Source organism: Haloarcula amylolytica (assembly GCF_049705545.1).
In the GTDB taxonomy this organism is placed as follows: Archaea; Halobacteriota; Halobacteria; order Halobacteriales; family Haloarculaceae; genus Haloarcula; species Haloarcula amylolytica_B.
In genome coordinates this window covers 158,139-173,038 of record NZ_JBNAMU010000002.1, presented here as the reverse complement: position 1 = coordinate 173,038, position 14,900 = coordinate 158,139, and the positions used below count along the sequence as shown (strand labels likewise).

Genomic DNA, 14,900 nt, shown 5'->3' with positions numbered 1-14,900 from the left:
AACACTTAGCGCTTTGGCTGCAGGAGTTCAATTAACCATACTATATGTAGACATAGTTTATGATATAAACACAAGTTCTATCTGGCCGACAGCGGGATCCAGCCCGTCGGTTGCACTCGCCGTCGTCTCAATGGTGACTCAGCTTCAAAGTAGTCAGTACAGTGGACGTACACAATCTCCAGATCGATGTTCGGGAGTCATACAACGATTCACGTACTCTAGCCTGTGGTACTTCTGGATCACTCAATGCAGTGCAGCCACGAATTACAATACCGGTCTACTGCTGTGACTCAGCTATAGTTTTGATGCCGAACAGGACGAGTAAGGTTGACATCAAAAACAACTCAGCCCCCGAGTTACCCGGTGCGCTCGCAACCTGCTGAGCAGGCGGTTCATCCTTCGAGCTCCCAAAATCACGACTCTGGGGCCGGTTCTACAACTCCCTAAATATAACCTATTGAATCTGTTTTTGAGCCAGAAAACGCCGACTATGTCTCTTATTTCAGTAGATCCGATTTTGGCTAGTGCTCCCACTGCTACCACAAGAGCCGCTGTCAGAACCATTCGCGGGCCTTCAGGCGAGCCGTCAACTGGATGCTCTTGCGAAGTCCGCGGCGGACGACACCGCCCGAATTCGGCACGCCCTCTCCATCCTCATACTCCAGTCCTCGGACGACCGTGACGGGGATCCGTTCGTCTGCCTGTCCGAACAGCAATGCTGACCCGGCGGTGAGTTCGTCCGCGACGAGGTCAACGCCGCCTACCTTCGGCTCTCCATACAGGTCTGTTTGTCCAAAGTTGCTATCGATCGCTTCGATCCCTGAGCACCCGATCGCCAGATCCATCGAACCTGGGCCGGCGATTTCCGAGTCGGCCAAGACGACAGCCACATCTGCGCCCGTTTGTGCCTCGATTCCCTCACGGAGGCGACGGGCACTCTCATCGGGATTTTCCGGCAGCAACGTCATCATCCCCTCCGGACTGTTTGACCAATCGACACCCGCGTTCGTACAGAGTCGACCGTTACGCTCGGTCACGAGCATCGCTGGGACCTCAGCAAGTGCGTCCCGTGCCGCCTCCGGGTCGACAGCGTGTTCCAACAGCACGTCTTCCCCGACGTCTGCGATCGGGATCGCACCGATGACCTCGCTTTCATCGTAGATGACAGCCACTTCCCGCGGATCGATGCCGGTGATGTCGGCCACTCGGTGGTCGCGGTCAGTAACTTCGACCTCGTCGGCTTCGATGAGTTGATTCTCGGCGAACGAGACGACCTTCGCGGTGACGACGACGACGTCACCGTCTGCCAGGGGATACTCTTCAGTAGTCGTTTCGACGACTCGGTCGACGAGATCGTCGTTTGGGCCGACTCGCCCAATATCAAGTCCGTGGAACGTTAGTTCTGTCATCATTTGAATGTCGAAAACGGTACACTTCAACACTGGGACCATTGCATACCGATGGGAATACCCGAGATTTTTCGAGATGTGTTCCGCTCAGTCTATCGACTGTATTGAGCAACTCCCATTCCGGTGTGAGAGTCCTTCTATGCCACCTTCGCTCACCAGCAAATAGACAGACGCACCGCATTTCGAGGTATTGCTATCAGCTACCCACCCCGCCCACCGATGTCGGTCTGCTCAGGCCTCTTGTGCTATGACAGCCACACCTCCGTCTCTCCTCCGGGGTTCAGCGAAATGACGATATCGTCGACCAACTGGATATATTCGCTGGCGTGCTTTCCGGACTGGCGAATGCGGGTCCGTTCTTCGAGCAGGCCGGCCTCAGTGAGGATCTTGAGTTTTCGATACGTCGATGATAGGGGAAGGTCACAGGTGTCGGAGATCTCAGTCGCGGTTAATGCTTCTTCACATGTCGAATCGAGAATAGCACGACAGCCAGCATCGTTGAGCGCATCGAGGAACTGCTGCACCGCACTTTCAGCAACGATGGTCTGCACGTCATTCGCGGACTTTTCGGATGTGCGGACAGTCGCCGAAGCCATCGATGACTTGCTCATATACGGTTGTGACAGCGGCCAGCAAGAGTAACGTGCAGCCACACTACCCGGGTGGGTTTATAAGACTGGGGCGAACACATTCGGCTTCTTTCGGCTTGGACCATGAGAAGCCCGCAACGCCGGAGCAAACGGAACGAGAGCAGCGGCACACATCCTCTAGAGGAAATCTTCCAGAATTTTCGATTCCGCGGCCGTGAGGTGTTCTCTGAACGTGGATGGATTGATATCGAGGTCCGCCGCGATTTCCGTCGCGTTGGACTGTCGTGGACGATCGAAGTATCCCTTCTCGTAGGCGGTTTCCAATATTTCGAGTTGTCGCTGTGTGAGATTACTCCGATCTACGAACACACTATCGTGGGCTTGCTCCCCTGCCGGAGATTGGACGAACCGTTTGATATCTACTTCGGGGAACTGGTCGCGCAGCTCGGTAATAATCGCCTGTAGTTGGTCATAATCGGTCGCATGAAACGCGATCGACAGTATGCCATCCTGTGCGACGTACCGGGCGACGGGACACCCGAATTGACCGAGATATTCGCACGGACAGCTCGGACTGCCATCATGGGTAACCCGGTACCGATCTGAGGACCCGTGTGAGAAAACCGGAGTCAGTTCTACTTCGAACTCACCATCCGAATCCATCGAAAACTCGGTCACGCTCTCCGTACAACCGGCTGGACAGACGTTCGTCGACACCGAATCAATCGTCGTCTCCGCCGCCGCTGAGAGTTCGACGATCGGACAGATATCCGGGGCATCGAACTCCACTTCGGCTTTGATTCCTGGCGGCATAATGTATACGAGATACCGTGTGGGGGAACTTTAGTTTACAGATGCCTCTCCGAGACAAACGACACCAGCGCGTTCTCGGCGCATGACACCTCGCTCAAGCGGAATCACCGTCCCGTTCCATTTTGACTCTCCGTCCACTCAGTTCGTCCGGATCGAGTTGATAGAGTCGAACGTCGAGAGTAGGCAGTGACTCCCCCCAAATCTCGAAGAGCGGACGTTTGGCCTTGCCGTATTGTTCGATGTGTTCGGTTGTCAACTCGTCGCGACTGATCTCAGTCAGGATTCCGGTCGCGACAATACTCGTGTAGACAGGGTCGTCCTCTTCGTAGACGACGAGACGGGTATGTGGCGTCGATTTCAAGAACTCCCGTTTCTTGCTCTCGGGATTCGAAACCAGGCGCAGATAGAATCGACGGAGTCTGCTATCGTATCCGTACGATATTGGGACGGCGTACGATTTTCCCTCTCGAGCCAGAGAGATCACCCCTGTTTCGTGCCGACTGAGAAAAGAATCGATCTCACTGTCCGAGAGTACCGTTTCTTTGTCCGGTAGCATTATGCGTTGTATACGACCTGACGGGGGAAGCGTTTAGTATTTACCCAGATATTTACACCATCCCCGACAGGAGCAACGGGCTGTCAGTCCAACAGCTCTCCCCTGCCGATCACTTTCGATACCAACTGAGACCCGACGGGAAGCTATCGTACCGGATGAAAATCGCAGAAAATGTCCTGTCCAATAGAGTCCACTATCCAAATGATTAAGACGAATCAGCGGCCGAGTCTTCCGTGAACGCCGCTTCCGTTACCGAAATTCCACAGATGACACATCCTCTTTCGATGAGTGTGTTTTTCATCGTCCTGTTTATCTCTAAACGCTCTTCGCACTCGGGACAGACAAAGGTGAATTCCTCGCCTTCGTCACTACTCATTGTTATCTTTAATATATTGTATCGTGATAAACGATGCTTCCCATTTTCGAACTATGAGAACCAGGCCTTTCCGGAGTTTCAGTAGTTAGCGTTATTCCTGGCTACTGACTTGGTAGGCTGTCCTCTCGCGTATATGGCACAATGTGGGTAGAATTCGATCGGCTGTCGGCGTCCGCGTATTTGTGTGGTACTCCCACCGAGAGTTCTCATACCCGCTCGGTCGGAGAACCGCAAAAAAATCCCTTACCCAGTGGAGAGTCGACTACTCCTCGCTACGAAGGGATTCGATCCGCTGTTCGAGGTCATCAATCGCGTCCTCCACGCTCTCGCTTGCCTGGTCGCTCAGTTCCTCGGCCTCGTCTACTGCCTCCGCAAAGGCTTCACGTACTCGCTGGACAGCAGTATCGATGTCGTCGGATTCGCTCATGGTGCGGTTATTTGTATTCGCGGTGATCCATTAGACGTGACTATTGTTCCTATGCGGTGAGAATAACCGTCGCCTATCATTTTCTCTCGATGCTATTTCTAGAGCGGACTACTGACAGCGATGAACTCCCTTCCCCTCTCGGTCGTCTGACGGCTCGCGTTTGAGAGGAGGTTCGGTATGGGTTCACAAGTGCTCGCTGGCCGGGGCTGATCTCTGGAAAGCGACGTATAGGGCACGTCCCGCGATGAGCCACCGCAGAAGCATCACTATCCCGTGCGATCCCCTCGACCGATATATTCGGCAGTGTATCGGCGTCAGAGAGGGGGCCAGAGATCAGACGGGTGAATCGAAGACGGCCCGACAACGCCCAGTACAGTGGCTCCGTCGAGCGTCCAGCTGGAGAACTGTACTCAGAACCCCGAGGGGTACAGGTCCGGGACCGCGTCGCGGTCCACGTGAACGTCGAGCGGGTGGAGCGCGTTCGTCTCGACGAGGTAGACGAACGCGTCGTACCGGTCAGGGAGGACCGTCGGCACGTAATTCCCGGATTCGTGAGACGGGTGGTACACAACGCCGATGGCGCGATGGCCCCGCGGTCGGGCGAGCGGCGAGTCGCCGGGGAGGTCCTCGGTCACGAGGAGACAGTCGCCTCCACCCGCCTGCTCGAAGACGTGTTCGTAGCTCCCCCTCTGTGCAGGTGGGACCGTCATCTCTTCCAGCCGAGCGCCCCACGAGTCCGCGGCAATCACACTGCCCCGATGTGAGCCCATACCAACCAATGCCACGTCGGACCTGCCCTCGCGTTGGCGAACGAGCTGGCCAACGTTAAGTCGGCCCTGCGCCTCCATGTCGGTCGCTCTGGCGTCACCGACGTGGGTGTTGTGTGCCCAGATGATACCCTTGCTTCCCGGCCCGTGATGCGCCTGCAGGCGCTCCAGTGTCTCGACCATGTGCCGGTCACGGATGTTCCAGGAGTCGACGTCACCTCGAACCATCTCGCGGTAGTACTGTTCGGCGTTTTTTGCGACCAGCGCGTTCTGTTCGGCATTGAAGTAGTCGTCCCGGCCGTCATCGTACGCTGTGACCTGATCGCGGAGCCGAGCCAACATCTCCACCACCTCCTCCTCACAGGTCTCGGGAACCATACGGAGCGCTCGCGCGTACTCCTGGGCGTCGTCACCGTAGGGTTCGAAACATCGATAGGCGGCTCTGGCCTCGGCTGCCGCGTCCGGGTCGACGTCCTCGAGATAGTCCACGACCGCTTCCATGGACTCGAAGAGACTGTAGACGTCGAGGCCGTAGAACCCGATCCGTTCCGCTTCGGCGCGGGTCTGGTTGTGGACTTCTAGCCAGTCGAGGAACTCGAGGACCTCCCAGTTCGCCCACATCCATGTCGGCCACCGTTCGAACGCCTTGAGCGCGTCTCGGATCGTCTCGTGAGACCCGGAGAGTCCCTTGACGTACCGATTGATCTCGTAACAATCCGTCCAGTCGCCCTCGACGGCGACGAACGAGAAGTCTTTCTCCTGAAGGAGTCGGGCCGTCAATCGCGAGCGCAAGCGGTAGTATTCAGACGTTCCGTGAGAGGCCTCGCCGAGCAATACGTATTTTCGATCCCCGAACTGCTCGACGAGGCGATCGAGGTCGTCTGGATGATCCAGTCCGTGTGACGTGGAGCGGATTTCCTCGATAGCTGCATCGGCGTCATCCGGTTCTGTCCAGGACGTGCGTTCCTGCAGTGTCATGGGGACTCCTGTCCAGCCTGTTCGCCAACACCTTCTACGATGCGAGCCTGTGCGACGGTGGGCTCGCTCACTTCCTCACCGAGTTCGTCGTGTGCTTTCGGCCGCCAGTCGTCGCACGATCCGCGGACACGAACGCCGGAGACGCGTTCCGCCATAGCAGATGTTCACCTCGAGCGGTGACTCACTCCGAATAGCCCTCCTGGAGGAATTCTCCTTCCGTCTCGTAGATGGCAACTAACTCCGTGATGAACTCCTCGTATGATTCGCCCTCCTCGAGGTGGTCGTCCAGTCGGTCTTTGAGTTCGTCGCTGATTTCGAGCGTGTAGGTCATAGTAATGGGTGTTGCTGATCCGTCGTTTACTCTATCATGGACGACGTCAAAATACCCCCACAGCTATTCCCACTCGGTGGTAATCGCCGACCAGTACATCCAGCTCCCATCATGATTATCAGCATATATCGATGTCTGCAGCCACTGTCGGGACGTTTCTCGTCTTTCTGATTATCTTCATCGCTCTCGTTTTGTTCGTCACCGAGCCCGTCCCGCTCGACGTGACAGCGATCGGGATCATGGTCTCGCTGATGATACTCGGTCCATGGACGGGCGTTTCGCCGCGAGAGGGCGTCTCCGGCTTCTCGAACCCCGCAACGATCACGATTCTCGCGATGATGATCCTGAGCGAAGGCGTCCGTCGGACGGGTGTGATTCAGCGTCTCGAAAAGACAGTCGCGTCCTACACGGGCGAGAGCGAACACAAGCAACTCGGCGCGACGATCGGGCTCGTCGGTCCGCTCTCGGGAATCATCAACAACACCGCTGCCGTCGCCGTCTTGCTGCCGATGGTAGGCGATCTTGCACACGAGAACGGGACGTCGCCGTCAAAGCTGCTCATTCCACTTTCCTATGCATCGATGGCTGGTGGGATGCTCACGCTCATCGGCACGTCGACGAATCTTCTGGCTAGCGACGTGGCGAGTCGACTCGCCACCGACTATCCCTCCTTGCACGCGTTCTCGATGTTCGAGTTTACCCACCTCGGTCTCGTGGTGTTTCTCGTTACCGGGGCGTACCTCCTTACTGTCGGGTACTGGCTGGCTCCGTCTCACGTGACGCCCCGCAGTAAGCTCGAAACGACACAAAAAGAGGAGTTTCTCACGGAGGTGATTGTCGGCGACGAATCACCGTTCATAGGCTCGACGCTCCGGGAAGCACTCGAAGCGGTCGAATTCGAAGCGAACGTCACCCAACTTATTCGTGGTGGTGACTATCATCGAGAGCCGAGACTGTCGATGACGATACGCGAGGGTGACACCTTCACGATCCGGCTCACCGAAGACGCGTTACGGACGCTACATGAAGTCGAGGGGATCGAGTTCGTTCCGGAAGTCACGCCGCCCGGTGGGCTCGACACGCTCGGCCCCGGGCAAACGCTCATCGAAATCGTCGTCACCGCCGGGTCCGATCTCGTCGGCGAAACGGTCGAGTCGTCACGGTTTCAAGACCAGTATCAGACGGCTGTTCTGGCCATCCGTCGTGGCAGTGAGACCGCCTACGAACGCCTCACGGAGTATCGGATCCGCCCGGGCGACCTCCTCCTCATCGATTCCGACCCCGACACCGTCGACCGACTCGCGGACGATCCGAACGTGATCGTGGCTGGCGAACTCGCCCTCCAGCAGTTCCGGTCGTCGAAACTCCCGATCGCAGTCGGCGTCGTGCTCTCGGTCATCGGCGTGGCGGCACTCGGCATCCTGCCGATCATGGTGGCTGCGCTCGGTGGCGTCCTCGTGATGATCGTCACCGGTATCATCAAACCTGCAGAGGCCTACGAAGCTGTCCAGTGGGACGTGATCTTCCTGCTGGCCGGCGTCATTCCGCTCGGCAGGGCACTATCGGAGACTGGTGGTGCCGATCTGCTCAGCACGCTCGTCGTCTCGACGGCTGACTTCTTGCCTGCGATTGCCGTTCTCGGACTGTTCTATCTGCTGACCGCTGTGATAACCAACCTCGTCAGCAACCAGGCCAGTGTCGTGTTGCTCATCCCTGTCGCCGTCGACGCGGCCGCCCAGTTGAACGCCAACGCATTTGCCTTCGTTCTTGCAGTCACGTTCGCCGCCAGTACGGCGTTCATGTCGCCAGTTGGATATCAGACCAACCTCTTCGTCTATGGTCCCGGTGGATACGATTTCGGTGACTACATCCGAATCGGCGCTCCCCTCCAGGTGATCTTGGCCGTCGTCACGACCCTCGGGATCGCTGTTTTTTGGGGGGTCTAACGATGACGGTCCAGTTATTCAGGCAAAGCGATCCACGTACTGAAGTCCTATTTTCGCCACTGTTCTGATTTCTCTGCGGGCTCCCGCTTTTCACCTTCTCGGAATTTCAATAGGCTCGAACATCTTCGAGCGTCGGGATGCCGCGTCGAGCACCCTCCTTGCGCGTTGCCAGTGACCCGGCGATCGTTCCAATTTCGACGGCTTCCTGCAGTGACGCCCCTGTTGCGAGTTGCGCCGCCAGGAATCCGTTCAGGACGTCGCCGGCACCGGTCGTATCGACCGCTTTGACCGTCGGTGGCGTTACCGTAAACCGTCGCTCCGCTTCGACGATGACATCGTCGGCACCTCGTTTTCGGACAAGGACGCCATCGAACTCTCCGAGAGAGGACTGTAGCGCCTGATATTCGCTTTCGTTCGGGGTGAGGTAGTCGACCGCATCACAACCGAGGAACTCTTCGATTCCGTCTGCGGGCGCGGGGTCAAGGATGACAGTCGGTCGCTCCCGTTCGGCAGCCAGGTCCGAAAGCAGTGCCGAAACTGGCGCAATCGGAATTTCGTTTTGCAGGAGGAGACACTCGGCCGAGCGAATCGTGTCGTACTGCTCTCGGATGTAGGCACTATCGATGGTACCGTTAGCCCCCGGTCGGACGATGATCCAGTTGTCCCCCTCCGGCCCGACGAACACGTAAGCCGTGCCAGTTGGCTCTGACGCGGTTCCGATTCGAGTGACACCGACCCCGGCGTCCATGAGATGACTGCGGACATCAAATTCCCCAGCATCGGGACCGACCTTCCCGAGCATCTGCGTTTCCGCTCCTGCCTTCACCGCAGCGACGGCCTGGTTCGCACCTTTCCCGCCATGGCGAATGCTATCGGGATCGGCTGGGAGATCCGCTGGGAGATCACCGATCTTGACTGTCTGGCCGCGGTCGGGGAACCAGCTATATCGGTTTCCGAGTTCTGCGATTTCCGATTCGGACACGTGGTGTATTCTGTCCACGTTGATGCTACCGAGACTGACAACCTCTTCCATATCGTACGATCAATCAAACAATGTTTCGCTCACCGAATGAGTGTTACGGGAACTGTCGCCCGACGTGCGACGATTTCCGCGATGCTACCGAACACGGGTCGTTCTTCCTCCGTCCGTCCGTGTGCTCCAAGCACGATATGGTCGATATCCTCCTCGGCGGCGAAATTCACGATGATCCGCTTTGGATCACCGATCTCGGACGTGGTGGATACCTGGCGGTCGTACTCAGCAGCGAGTTCTCGAGCGTCTTCGAAGAGGCGCTCCGAGACTTCTTCGGCCCGGTCGTACCACTCTTCAGATCCCATCAAGGGTTCATACGTGGTCTCGAAGTCGGGATAGGCACCGTAGCCGGGCTCAAAGAGGTCAACCACGTGGAGCACAGTGATCGACGCATCTGGAAACTCTTCGAGTGCATGACGAAGCGCTCTTTGCGACAGCGGTGATCCATCGATCGGGACGAGAATCCGCTTCGTCATGTGTCTACCTCCTGGGCTGTGTCGAACGAACTCTGACCGGTCATGAACTGCTGCACCTCTGTAGCCAAACTCATCTCTACCTCCGTATCGAAGCGCCGCGGAATAGGGGTTTCCGGTGATTCCAGTCCAGTGAGAATCCGATCCCATCGAATAGCTGTTTGCGAAACGTAATAACTGGTCAATCACTCGGGCTTAACGACCTCAGCGTACGAGAGCCATTCAGCAAAATCACCGATCGATCCATCCGTCTGTCCTTATTGACAGATAAGATGGATTTTTTACCGCCTACTGATACATTCCTGCCGGTGGCTGGTCCTGTTGCTGCTGATACTGTTGGAGTTGCTCGGCGATTTGTTGTTTCTGTTGTTGGATCTCTTCCGCCTGTTCAAGGAGTTCCTGGGTATCAATGTCGAATTTGACGAGTGGCTCCAGTGCGTTTTCGATGACAGCACGCGCTGCCCCAGGATCGGGAATATACGGATGCGAACGAACGATGAGTACTGCTGCCGGGACATCATCGTGATAACACGCATTTAATAATGCACCAGTGACACCGCCGAGGACTCCCGCCCCGTCTGCCAAGGTGATCTCCGCATCGGTAAGCGCCCCTTCTAGCTGATCGGTTGTGGCGACGCCCATCACCTCGCCGATGTCGTCCTCGGTTTCTGCCGGTGTGCCAGCGAGAAACACGGCCCGTTCGAACTCTTCGGCTACGTCACTCAAAACACACTGACTCAACGATTCGACGGCGGTTGGCGGGATCGGAACATCGCTTTGGAGGGTCATCACAGCTGGGTCTTCCCCTCCGTAGACACGTACTGCGTCACGAACCCGGCCGTCGTTGAATGCTGCAACTGGTGGGAAATCGTCGGAAACGATGGTTCCGTGCTGTTCCAGATCGAGTTGCTTCGTGATTTGATCGACTGCGATAGAGGCGACCAATCCCAATCCGGGAAGCCCTTCGATGAGCGTTGGCGATTCGGCCCGTAGTTCGGTCATCCTTTCGAAACTCGTCGATGAATTAGGAGCCATTTCTCGACACCGAGTCTACCATCGGTCGTCACGGCTTTATCAGCGCTTCAAATTTCCACTCCGTGAGAATGAGGCTATAGCTGATTACGAAGGCCCATCGGCGGACTCACCTGGCAGACGAACCGTCAACACCGGAGCATCGGAGCGCGGGACGGCTTTTTCGGTGACGCTGCCGAGAAGATATCGATCCAGACCTGTACGGCCATGCGTCCCGAGAACGACGGGATCGGTGTCGTGTTCAGCGACGTAATCAAGGATGGCCTGGTGGGGTGCTCCCTGTGCGACTATACCCTCGATCGTATCCACACCGGCCGCCTCTGCTTGCTGGATACCTCATCGATTGCGTTCTCACCAGCCTTTTTGAGGGCATCGAGCCCCCTGCGACGGAGGCATCAACGCCGGCGTTCGTGTCGACCACATAGATCGTATGGAGGGCAGTACGTAGCTGCGAGATTGATTGCACGTTCGACGGCGCCTCGTGTTCCGTTACTTCCGTCCGTCGGGACTACTATCCGGTCGCACATGTCAAATGTTCGTTGGCGGAGGGACAGAGAGTGACTGTCAATTACGAGTAGCCGGGAACTCCTCAGTCCCCAGTATAGAGTAGACTCAGGCTCGGACCTGTGTTCCGGTCTCACCGGCCAGTGCGTCCATCAGGTGCTCGGACGCGGTAACCACGGCCCGCTCTCCGCCCTGTTCGATAAAGCGGAGACAGGCCTCCATCTTCGGTCGCATACTGCCCTCGCCGAACTCACCCGCGTCGAGATGCGCGCGCAACTCCTCGGTGGAAATTCGACGGAGCGGTCGCTGGTCGGAGGCATCGTAGTTCACGTACGCGAACTCGACGTCCGTCAGAATGACGAGCGTATCGGCCCCGAGTTCCGAGGCGAGCAGTTGTGAGGTCTTGTCCTTGTCAACGACGGCTTCGACACCACGAAGCGCGTCATCTCGGACGACGGGAACACCACCGCCGCCAGCGGTGATCACGAGGTTTCCCCGCTCCACGAGACTGGCGATTTCCTCTGCTTCGACGATCTCGACCGGCTCTGGAGACGGGACGACACGACGGTACGGCCGGTTCCCGGTCGCTACGCGTCGTGTCTCGAATGATTTCTCCGCGGCTTCTGTTTCGGTGTAAAGCGGTCCGATGGGTTTCGTCGGATCCTGGAAGGCGGGTCGTCGGCGTCGACGACCACTTGGGTTACGACGGTGATGAAGTCGGGCGTGTCAGTGAGTTCGTTGTCGAGTGCCTGTTGGAGCAGATATCCGATCTGGGCCTGGGTTTCGGCAACCAACACATCGAGGGGTAAGTGGGGCGTCTCGCCGACGCGCTCTTGCTGTAAGAGGAGGGTTCCCACCTGCGGTCCGTTTCCATGGGTGAGCACGACATCGTAGCCGGTCTGGATCGCGTCCGCAATCTGTCGAGCGGTCCGCGCTATCACGTCTCGCTGTTCGTCGATCGTCTCCAGGCCGTGCTCACCGAGCAGCGTGTTTCCGCCCAGCGCCACGACGATCGGAGCCGTTCCCGTCTCGTGAGAGTTGCCGCCCATACTAATTGAACTCCCCGCGCATAGTTAGTACTATGAGTCAGACGCGGATCGTCATCATGGGTGCAGCGGGCCGCGACTTCCACGACTTTAATACGGTCTTCAGAGGCGACGAAAGGTTCGAGGTCGTCGCGTTCACGCACACCGGGACACAGAATATCGGCGAACTCGAAGAGCTCCCCAACCGACGCTATCCTCCGGAGTTGGCGGGCGATGGCTATCCCGATGGCATCCCGATCCGCTCCGAAGCAGAACTCGAGACAATTGTCGACGAGGAGGACGTGGATACTGTCGTGTTCTCCTACTCCGATGTCTCACACGAGCACGTGATGCATCAGGCATCGCGCGCACTCGCTTCCGGTGCTGACTTCCGACTGATCGGCCCGAACCGGATGATGCTTCATGCGGAGATTCCGGTCGTCGCCGTCGACGCAGTTCGAACCGGATGTGGAAAGTCACAGACTGCGCGGAAGTTCGCCGATCTGCTACGCGAACGGGCAAAAGACGTGGCCGTCGTCAGGGAACCGATGCCCTACGGTGACCTCGTCGCCCAACGGGTACAACGGTTCGAGTCGATGGGAGACCTCGACGAGAGTGATGTCACCATCGAGGAGCGGGAAGAATACGAGGGTCACATCGAATGTGGTCACGTCGTCTATGCGGGTGTCGACTACGAGGCCATTTTGGACCGCGCTCAAGAGGAGGCCGAAATCATCGTCTGGGACGGCGGCAACAACGAACTCCCGTTTTACGTCCCCGATATCCACGTCGTCGTGGCCGACCCGCATCGCGCCGGATCCGAACTCCGGTACCATCCGGGCGAAACCAACTTCAGACTCGCGGATTATGTCCTCATCAACAAGGAAAACACCGCCGACGAGAACGGGGTTCGCGGGGTCGAAGAGAACATTCGTCAAACGAATCCGGACGCGGAGATCATTCACGCGAACTCGACGATTACGGCGGATAGGGACTCAATCGCTGGAAAACGCGTTCTCGTCGTCGAAGACGGGCCGACACTCACCCACGGCGACTCGCCCTCCGGTGCCGGCTTGATCGCTGCCCGCAAATACGGAGCTTCGGAAATCGTCGATCCGGAACCGGCGGCTGTAGGCTCGCTCAAGCGAATCTTCGAGGAATACAAGCATCTCGATAGGGTTCTCCCTGCAATGGGTTATAGCGACGCGCAGGTCCGGGATCTGGAAACGACGATCCGGAATGCAGCGCCCGACATCGTAGTCTCGGGGACGCCCCACGACCTGGCGCGGCTGATTGACGTAGATTGCCCTATCGTACGGGTTCGCTACGAACTTGAGGAGAAAAATATCACGCTGGGTACGGTGCTTGACCGTCACGCTCAGGTATTGGATCTCTGAGATCGGGCGATTTTTGTCGTCGTGTATCCCTCGAAGAATGCTACGGGCCGATCGCGCGATTCCGGCAATCCGCTGTTGGTTCCGAACAGGAACAGCGAACGCATGCGATTCCCGAAGAATGGGAACTACCGGCTTGACCTAAACCGATTTAGAGCGTAGTTTCCAGATATGAGCGAGGGCTTCGATACGGGTCACACAACCCCAGAAGAACCAGCGACGAGCGTCCGCTCGTCGACCTCGAGGTCAAGCTCGGCACCCGGTGGCCCTCCATGACGGCTAGCATCGAGGAGAGCAGCCACATAAGCTATCCCGTGCCCATCGGACGGGATGCCCCGCGAGACGACCACGTGGCCAATGAAGAACAGGCGGCCGAAGAATGACGCCAGACCACTACTCTGCACCCCCTGTCTCAAGGGCTTTCCAGAGGTGACCCCCATGGAACACGTCGAATACGCATACACGAGCGGCATGGACGATTCGGAGATCGAAGAGCGACTACAGACAGCCGAGACGGGTGTCCTCGCACTCTCTGGCGACGGCGATGCATATGGGATTCCCCTCTCCCACTACTACGACGGAGACAGCCTGTATTTCCGCCTCGGCTTGACCGCGGGGAGTACGAAACGGGAGTTCTATGAGACGACCGAGACGGCGTGTTACGTCCTCTATGGTGCCGAGCCAACCGACGATCCGCGTGGATTGGATTCCTGGAGCATCATCGTCACCGGCCAGCTCGTCGAACTCCCCGAAACGGAACGCGAACGGTTCGATACGGCCGAGATCAATCGCCACTTCTCGCCGATCCGAGTCTTCGATGAAGCCATCGAGGACATCGATATCACGGTCGTCAAACTCGATATCGATACGATAACCGGCCGGCACACACCGGCACAGGAACACGGTTAGGGAAGACCGGCATGGAGTCCGCAACCCAGCCGTTCGAGTATGCGATGAGCACGATGACCTGTAGTAGCCATTGAAAATCAATCCACACCTGATCGCACGATAGTGGTACGATCAGTGTGTGAATCGTCTCAATTGTTCTATAGGCGAGGGCGAGAAGTTCCGGTTTGCGGTCAGCGAACCACGTCTCGGCGATCCAGTGCAGATTCTCGTCACGGTGGTCAAGGGAGCCGAACCGGACCCGACGTGTATCGCGAAGCTGAGTTCGTCTCGAATCTCTCCGTTTCGCTCTCACCGAGTATCCCTCGCATGGCCCTTCGGAACAGTGCAACTGATTCCC

18 protein-coding genes are annotated in these 14,900 nt (G+C 57.6%); 3 read left to right on the top strand and 15 right to left on the bottom strand.

Features of this window, described 5'->3' with window-relative positions; genetic code table 11:
• Nucleotides 1–554 precede the first annotated feature (554 nt).
• The 9 genes from ACOZ4H_RS17475 to ACOZ4H_RS17435 all read right to left on the bottom strand — a co-directional run bounded on the left by ACOZ4H_RS17475 (nt 555) and on the right by ACOZ4H_RS17435 (nt 6,247).
• Entirely contained in the window at nt 555–1,409 is an 855-nt protein-coding gene (locus tag ACOZ4H_RS17475; protein ID WP_424330544.1) for a coenzyme F420-0:L-glutamate ligase, read from the bottom strand.
• A gap of 245 nt (nt 1,410–1,654) precedes the next feature.
• Nucleotides 1,655–2,020, bottom strand: coding sequence for a helix-turn-helix domain-containing protein (locus ACOZ4H_RS17470; protein ID WP_424330543.1), 366 nt, complete (start codon nt 2,018–2,020; stop codon nt 1,655–1,657).
• Nucleotides 2,021–2,176: 156 nt separating this feature from the next.
• Complete coding sequence (locus ACOZ4H_RS17465; protein WP_424330542.1) at nt 2,177–2,812, bottom strand: helix-turn-helix domain-containing protein; 636 nt, start codon at nt 2,810–2,812, stop codon at nt 2,177–2,179.
• Between the two features lie 94 nt (nt 2,813–2,906).
• The gene (locus ACOZ4H_RS17460; RefSeq protein WP_424330541.1) at nt 2,907–3,368 is read right to left on the bottom strand and encodes a pyridoxamine 5'-phosphate oxidase family protein; all 462 of its coding nucleotides are present in this window, start codon (nt 3,366–3,368) and stop codon (nt 2,907–2,909) included.
• 205 nt (nt 3,369–3,573) lie between these two features.
• Nucleotides 3,574–3,744: a DUF7560 family zinc ribbon protein gene (locus ACOZ4H_RS17455; protein WP_424330540.1), complete on the bottom strand. Its 171-nt coding sequence runs from the start codon at nt 3,742–3,744 to the stop codon at nt 3,574–3,576.
• 262 nt (nt 3,745–4,006) lie between these two features.
• Nucleotides 4,007–4,171, bottom strand: coding sequence for a hypothetical protein (locus ACOZ4H_RS17450; protein ID WP_424330539.1), 165 nt, complete (start codon nt 4,169–4,171; stop codon nt 4,007–4,009).
• Between the two features lie 410 nt (nt 4,172–4,581).
• Nucleotides 4,582–5,916 carry an erythromycin esterase family protein gene (locus tag ACOZ4H_RS17445; protein WP_424330538.1) on the bottom strand — a complete coding sequence of 445 codons (1,335 nt, stop codon included), beginning with the start codon at nt 5,914–5,916 and terminating at the stop codon, nt 4,582–4,584.
• Nucleotides 5,913–6,071 carry a DUF5828 family protein gene (locus ACOZ4H_RS17440; protein ID WP_424330537.1) on the bottom strand — a complete coding sequence of 53 codons (159 nt, stop codon included), beginning with the start codon at nt 6,069–6,071 and terminating at the stop codon, nt 5,913–5,915. Before ACOZ4H_RS17440 ends, ACOZ4H_RS17445 begins: the two co-directional genes overlap by 4 nt.
• A 26-nt stretch (nt 6,072–6,097) precedes the next feature.
• The gene (locus ACOZ4H_RS17435) at nt 6,098–6,247 is read right to left on the bottom strand and encodes a DUF7557 family protein (protein WP_424330536.1); all 150 of its coding nucleotides are present in this window, start codon (nt 6,245–6,247) and stop codon (nt 6,098–6,100) included.
• A gap of 131 nt (nt 6,248–6,378) precedes the next feature.
• On the opposite strand from ACOZ4H_RS17435, the gene ACOZ4H_RS17430 reads away from it, so the two are divergent.
• On the top strand, nt 6,379–8,193 hold the full coding sequence (locus tag ACOZ4H_RS17430) for an SLC13 family permease (protein ID WP_424330535.1): 1,815 nt from the start codon (nt 6,379–6,381) through the stop codon (nt 8,191–8,193).
• Between the two features lie 106 nt (nt 8,194–8,299).
• Here the strand turns inward: ACOZ4H_RS17430 and ACOZ4H_RS17425 are convergent, their stop codons facing one another.
• The 6 genes from ACOZ4H_RS17425 to ACOZ4H_RS17400 form a co-directional block, all read right to left on the bottom strand.
• Nucleotides 8,300–9,226, bottom strand: coding sequence for a ribokinase (locus ACOZ4H_RS17425; RefSeq protein WP_424330534.1), 927 nt, complete (start codon nt 9,224–9,226; stop codon nt 8,300–8,302).
• A gap of 29 nt (nt 9,227–9,255) precedes the next feature.
• The gene (locus ACOZ4H_RS17420) at nt 9,256–9,702 is read right to left on the bottom strand and encodes a universal stress protein (protein ID WP_424330533.1); all 447 of its coding nucleotides are present in this window, start codon (nt 9,700–9,702) and stop codon (nt 9,256–9,258) included.
• A gap of 285 nt (nt 9,703–9,987) precedes the next feature.
• Nucleotides 9,988–10,734 carry a proteasome assembly chaperone family protein gene (locus tag ACOZ4H_RS17415; RefSeq protein WP_424330532.1) on the bottom strand — a complete coding sequence of 249 codons (747 nt, stop codon included), beginning with the start codon at nt 10,732–10,734 and terminating at the stop codon, nt 9,988–9,990.
• Nucleotides 10,735–10,818: 84 nt separating this feature from the next.
• Nucleotides 10,819–11,040, bottom strand: a complete 222-nt coding sequence (locus ACOZ4H_RS17410) for a universal stress protein (protein ID WP_424330531.1) — start codon at nt 11,038–11,040, stop codon at nt 10,819–10,821.
• A gap of 303 nt (nt 11,041–11,343) precedes the next feature.
• Nucleotides 11,344–11,769, bottom strand: coding sequence for a hypothetical protein (locus ACOZ4H_RS17405; RefSeq protein ID WP_424330870.1), 426 nt, complete (start codon nt 11,767–11,769; stop codon nt 11,344–11,346).
• A gap of 53 nt (nt 11,770–11,822) precedes the next feature.
• Nucleotides 11,823–12,284 carry a hypothetical protein gene (locus tag ACOZ4H_RS17400; RefSeq protein WP_424330530.1) on the bottom strand — a complete coding sequence of 154 codons (462 nt, stop codon included), beginning with the start codon at nt 12,282–12,284 and terminating at the stop codon, nt 11,823–11,825.
• A gap of 32 nt (nt 12,285–12,316) precedes the next feature.
• Between ACOZ4H_RS17400 and ACOZ4H_RS17395 the strand changes: the two genes are divergently transcribed.
• Nucleotides 12,317–13,657, top strand: a complete 1,341-nt coding sequence (locus ACOZ4H_RS17395; protein ID WP_424330529.1) for a cyclic 2,3-diphosphoglycerate synthase — start codon at nt 12,317–12,319, stop codon at nt 13,655–13,657.
• Between the two features lie 435 nt (nt 13,658–14,092).
• Complete coding sequence (locus tag ACOZ4H_RS17390) at nt 14,093–14,563, top strand: pyridoxamine 5'-phosphate oxidase family protein (RefSeq protein ID WP_424330528.1); 471 nt, start codon at nt 14,093–14,095, stop codon at nt 14,561–14,563.
• The last annotated feature ends 337 nt before the right edge of the window (nt 14,564–14,900 follow it).

Bases quoted from the DNA above. Each gene is read 5' to 3' on its own strand.
- ACOZ4H_RS17475 (WP_424330544.1), bottom strand. From the start codon at position 1,409: ATGACAGAACTAACGTTCCACGGACTTGATATTGGGCGAGTCGGCCCA.
- ACOZ4H_RS17470 (WP_424330543.1), bottom strand. From the start codon at position 2,020: ATGAGCAAGTCATCGATGGCTTCGGCGACTGTCCGCACATCCGAAAAG.
- ACOZ4H_RS17465 (WP_424330542.1), bottom strand. From the start codon at position 2,812: ATGCCGCCAGGAATCAAAGCCGAAGTGGAGTTCGATGCCCCGGATATC.
- ACOZ4H_RS17460 (WP_424330541.1), bottom strand. From the start codon at position 3,368: ATGCTACCGGACAAAGAAACGGTACTCTCGGACAGTGAGATCGATTCT.
- ACOZ4H_RS17455 (WP_424330540.1), bottom strand. From the start codon at position 3,744: ATGAGTAGTGACGAAGGCGAGGAATTCACCTTTGTCTGTCCCGAGTGC.
- ACOZ4H_RS17450 (WP_424330539.1), bottom strand. From the start codon at position 4,171: ATGAGCGAATCCGACGACATCGATACTGCTGTCCAGCGAGTACGTGAA.
- ACOZ4H_RS17445 (WP_424330538.1), bottom strand. From the start codon at position 5,916: ATGACACTGCAGGAACGCACGTCCTGGACAGAACCGGATGACGCCGAT.
- ACOZ4H_RS17440 (WP_424330537.1), bottom strand. From the start codon at position 6,071: ATGGCGGAACGCGTCTCCGGCGTTCGTGTCCGCGGATCGTGCGACGAC.
- ACOZ4H_RS17435 (WP_424330536.1), bottom strand. From the start codon at position 6,247: ATGACCTACACGCTCGAAATCAGCGACGAACTCAAAGACCGACTGGAC.
- ACOZ4H_RS17430 (WP_424330535.1), top strand. From the start codon at position 6,379: ATGTCTGCAGCCACTGTCGGGACGTTTCTCGTCTTTCTGATTATCTTC.
- ACOZ4H_RS17425 (WP_424330534.1), bottom strand. From the start codon at position 9,226: ATGGAAGAGGTTGTCAGTCTCGGTAGCATCAACGTGGACAGAATACAC.
- ACOZ4H_RS17420 (WP_424330533.1), bottom strand. From the start codon at position 9,702: ATGACGAAGCGGATTCTCGTCCCGATCGATGGATCACCGCTGTCGCAA.
- ACOZ4H_RS17415 (WP_424330532.1), bottom strand. From the start codon at position 10,734: ATGGCTCCTAATTCATCGACGAGTTTCGAAAGGATGACCGAACTACGG.
- ACOZ4H_RS17400 (WP_424330530.1), bottom strand. From the start codon at position 12,284: ATGGGCGGCAACTCTCACGAGACGGGAACGGCTCCGATCGTCGTGGCG.
- ACOZ4H_RS17395 (WP_424330529.1), top strand. From the start codon at position 12,317: ATGAGTCAGACGCGGATCGTCATCATGGGTGCAGCGGGCCGCGACTTC.
- ACOZ4H_RS17390 (WP_424330528.1), top strand. From the start codon at position 14,093: ATGGAACACGTCGAATACGCATACACGAGCGGCATGGACGATTCGGAG.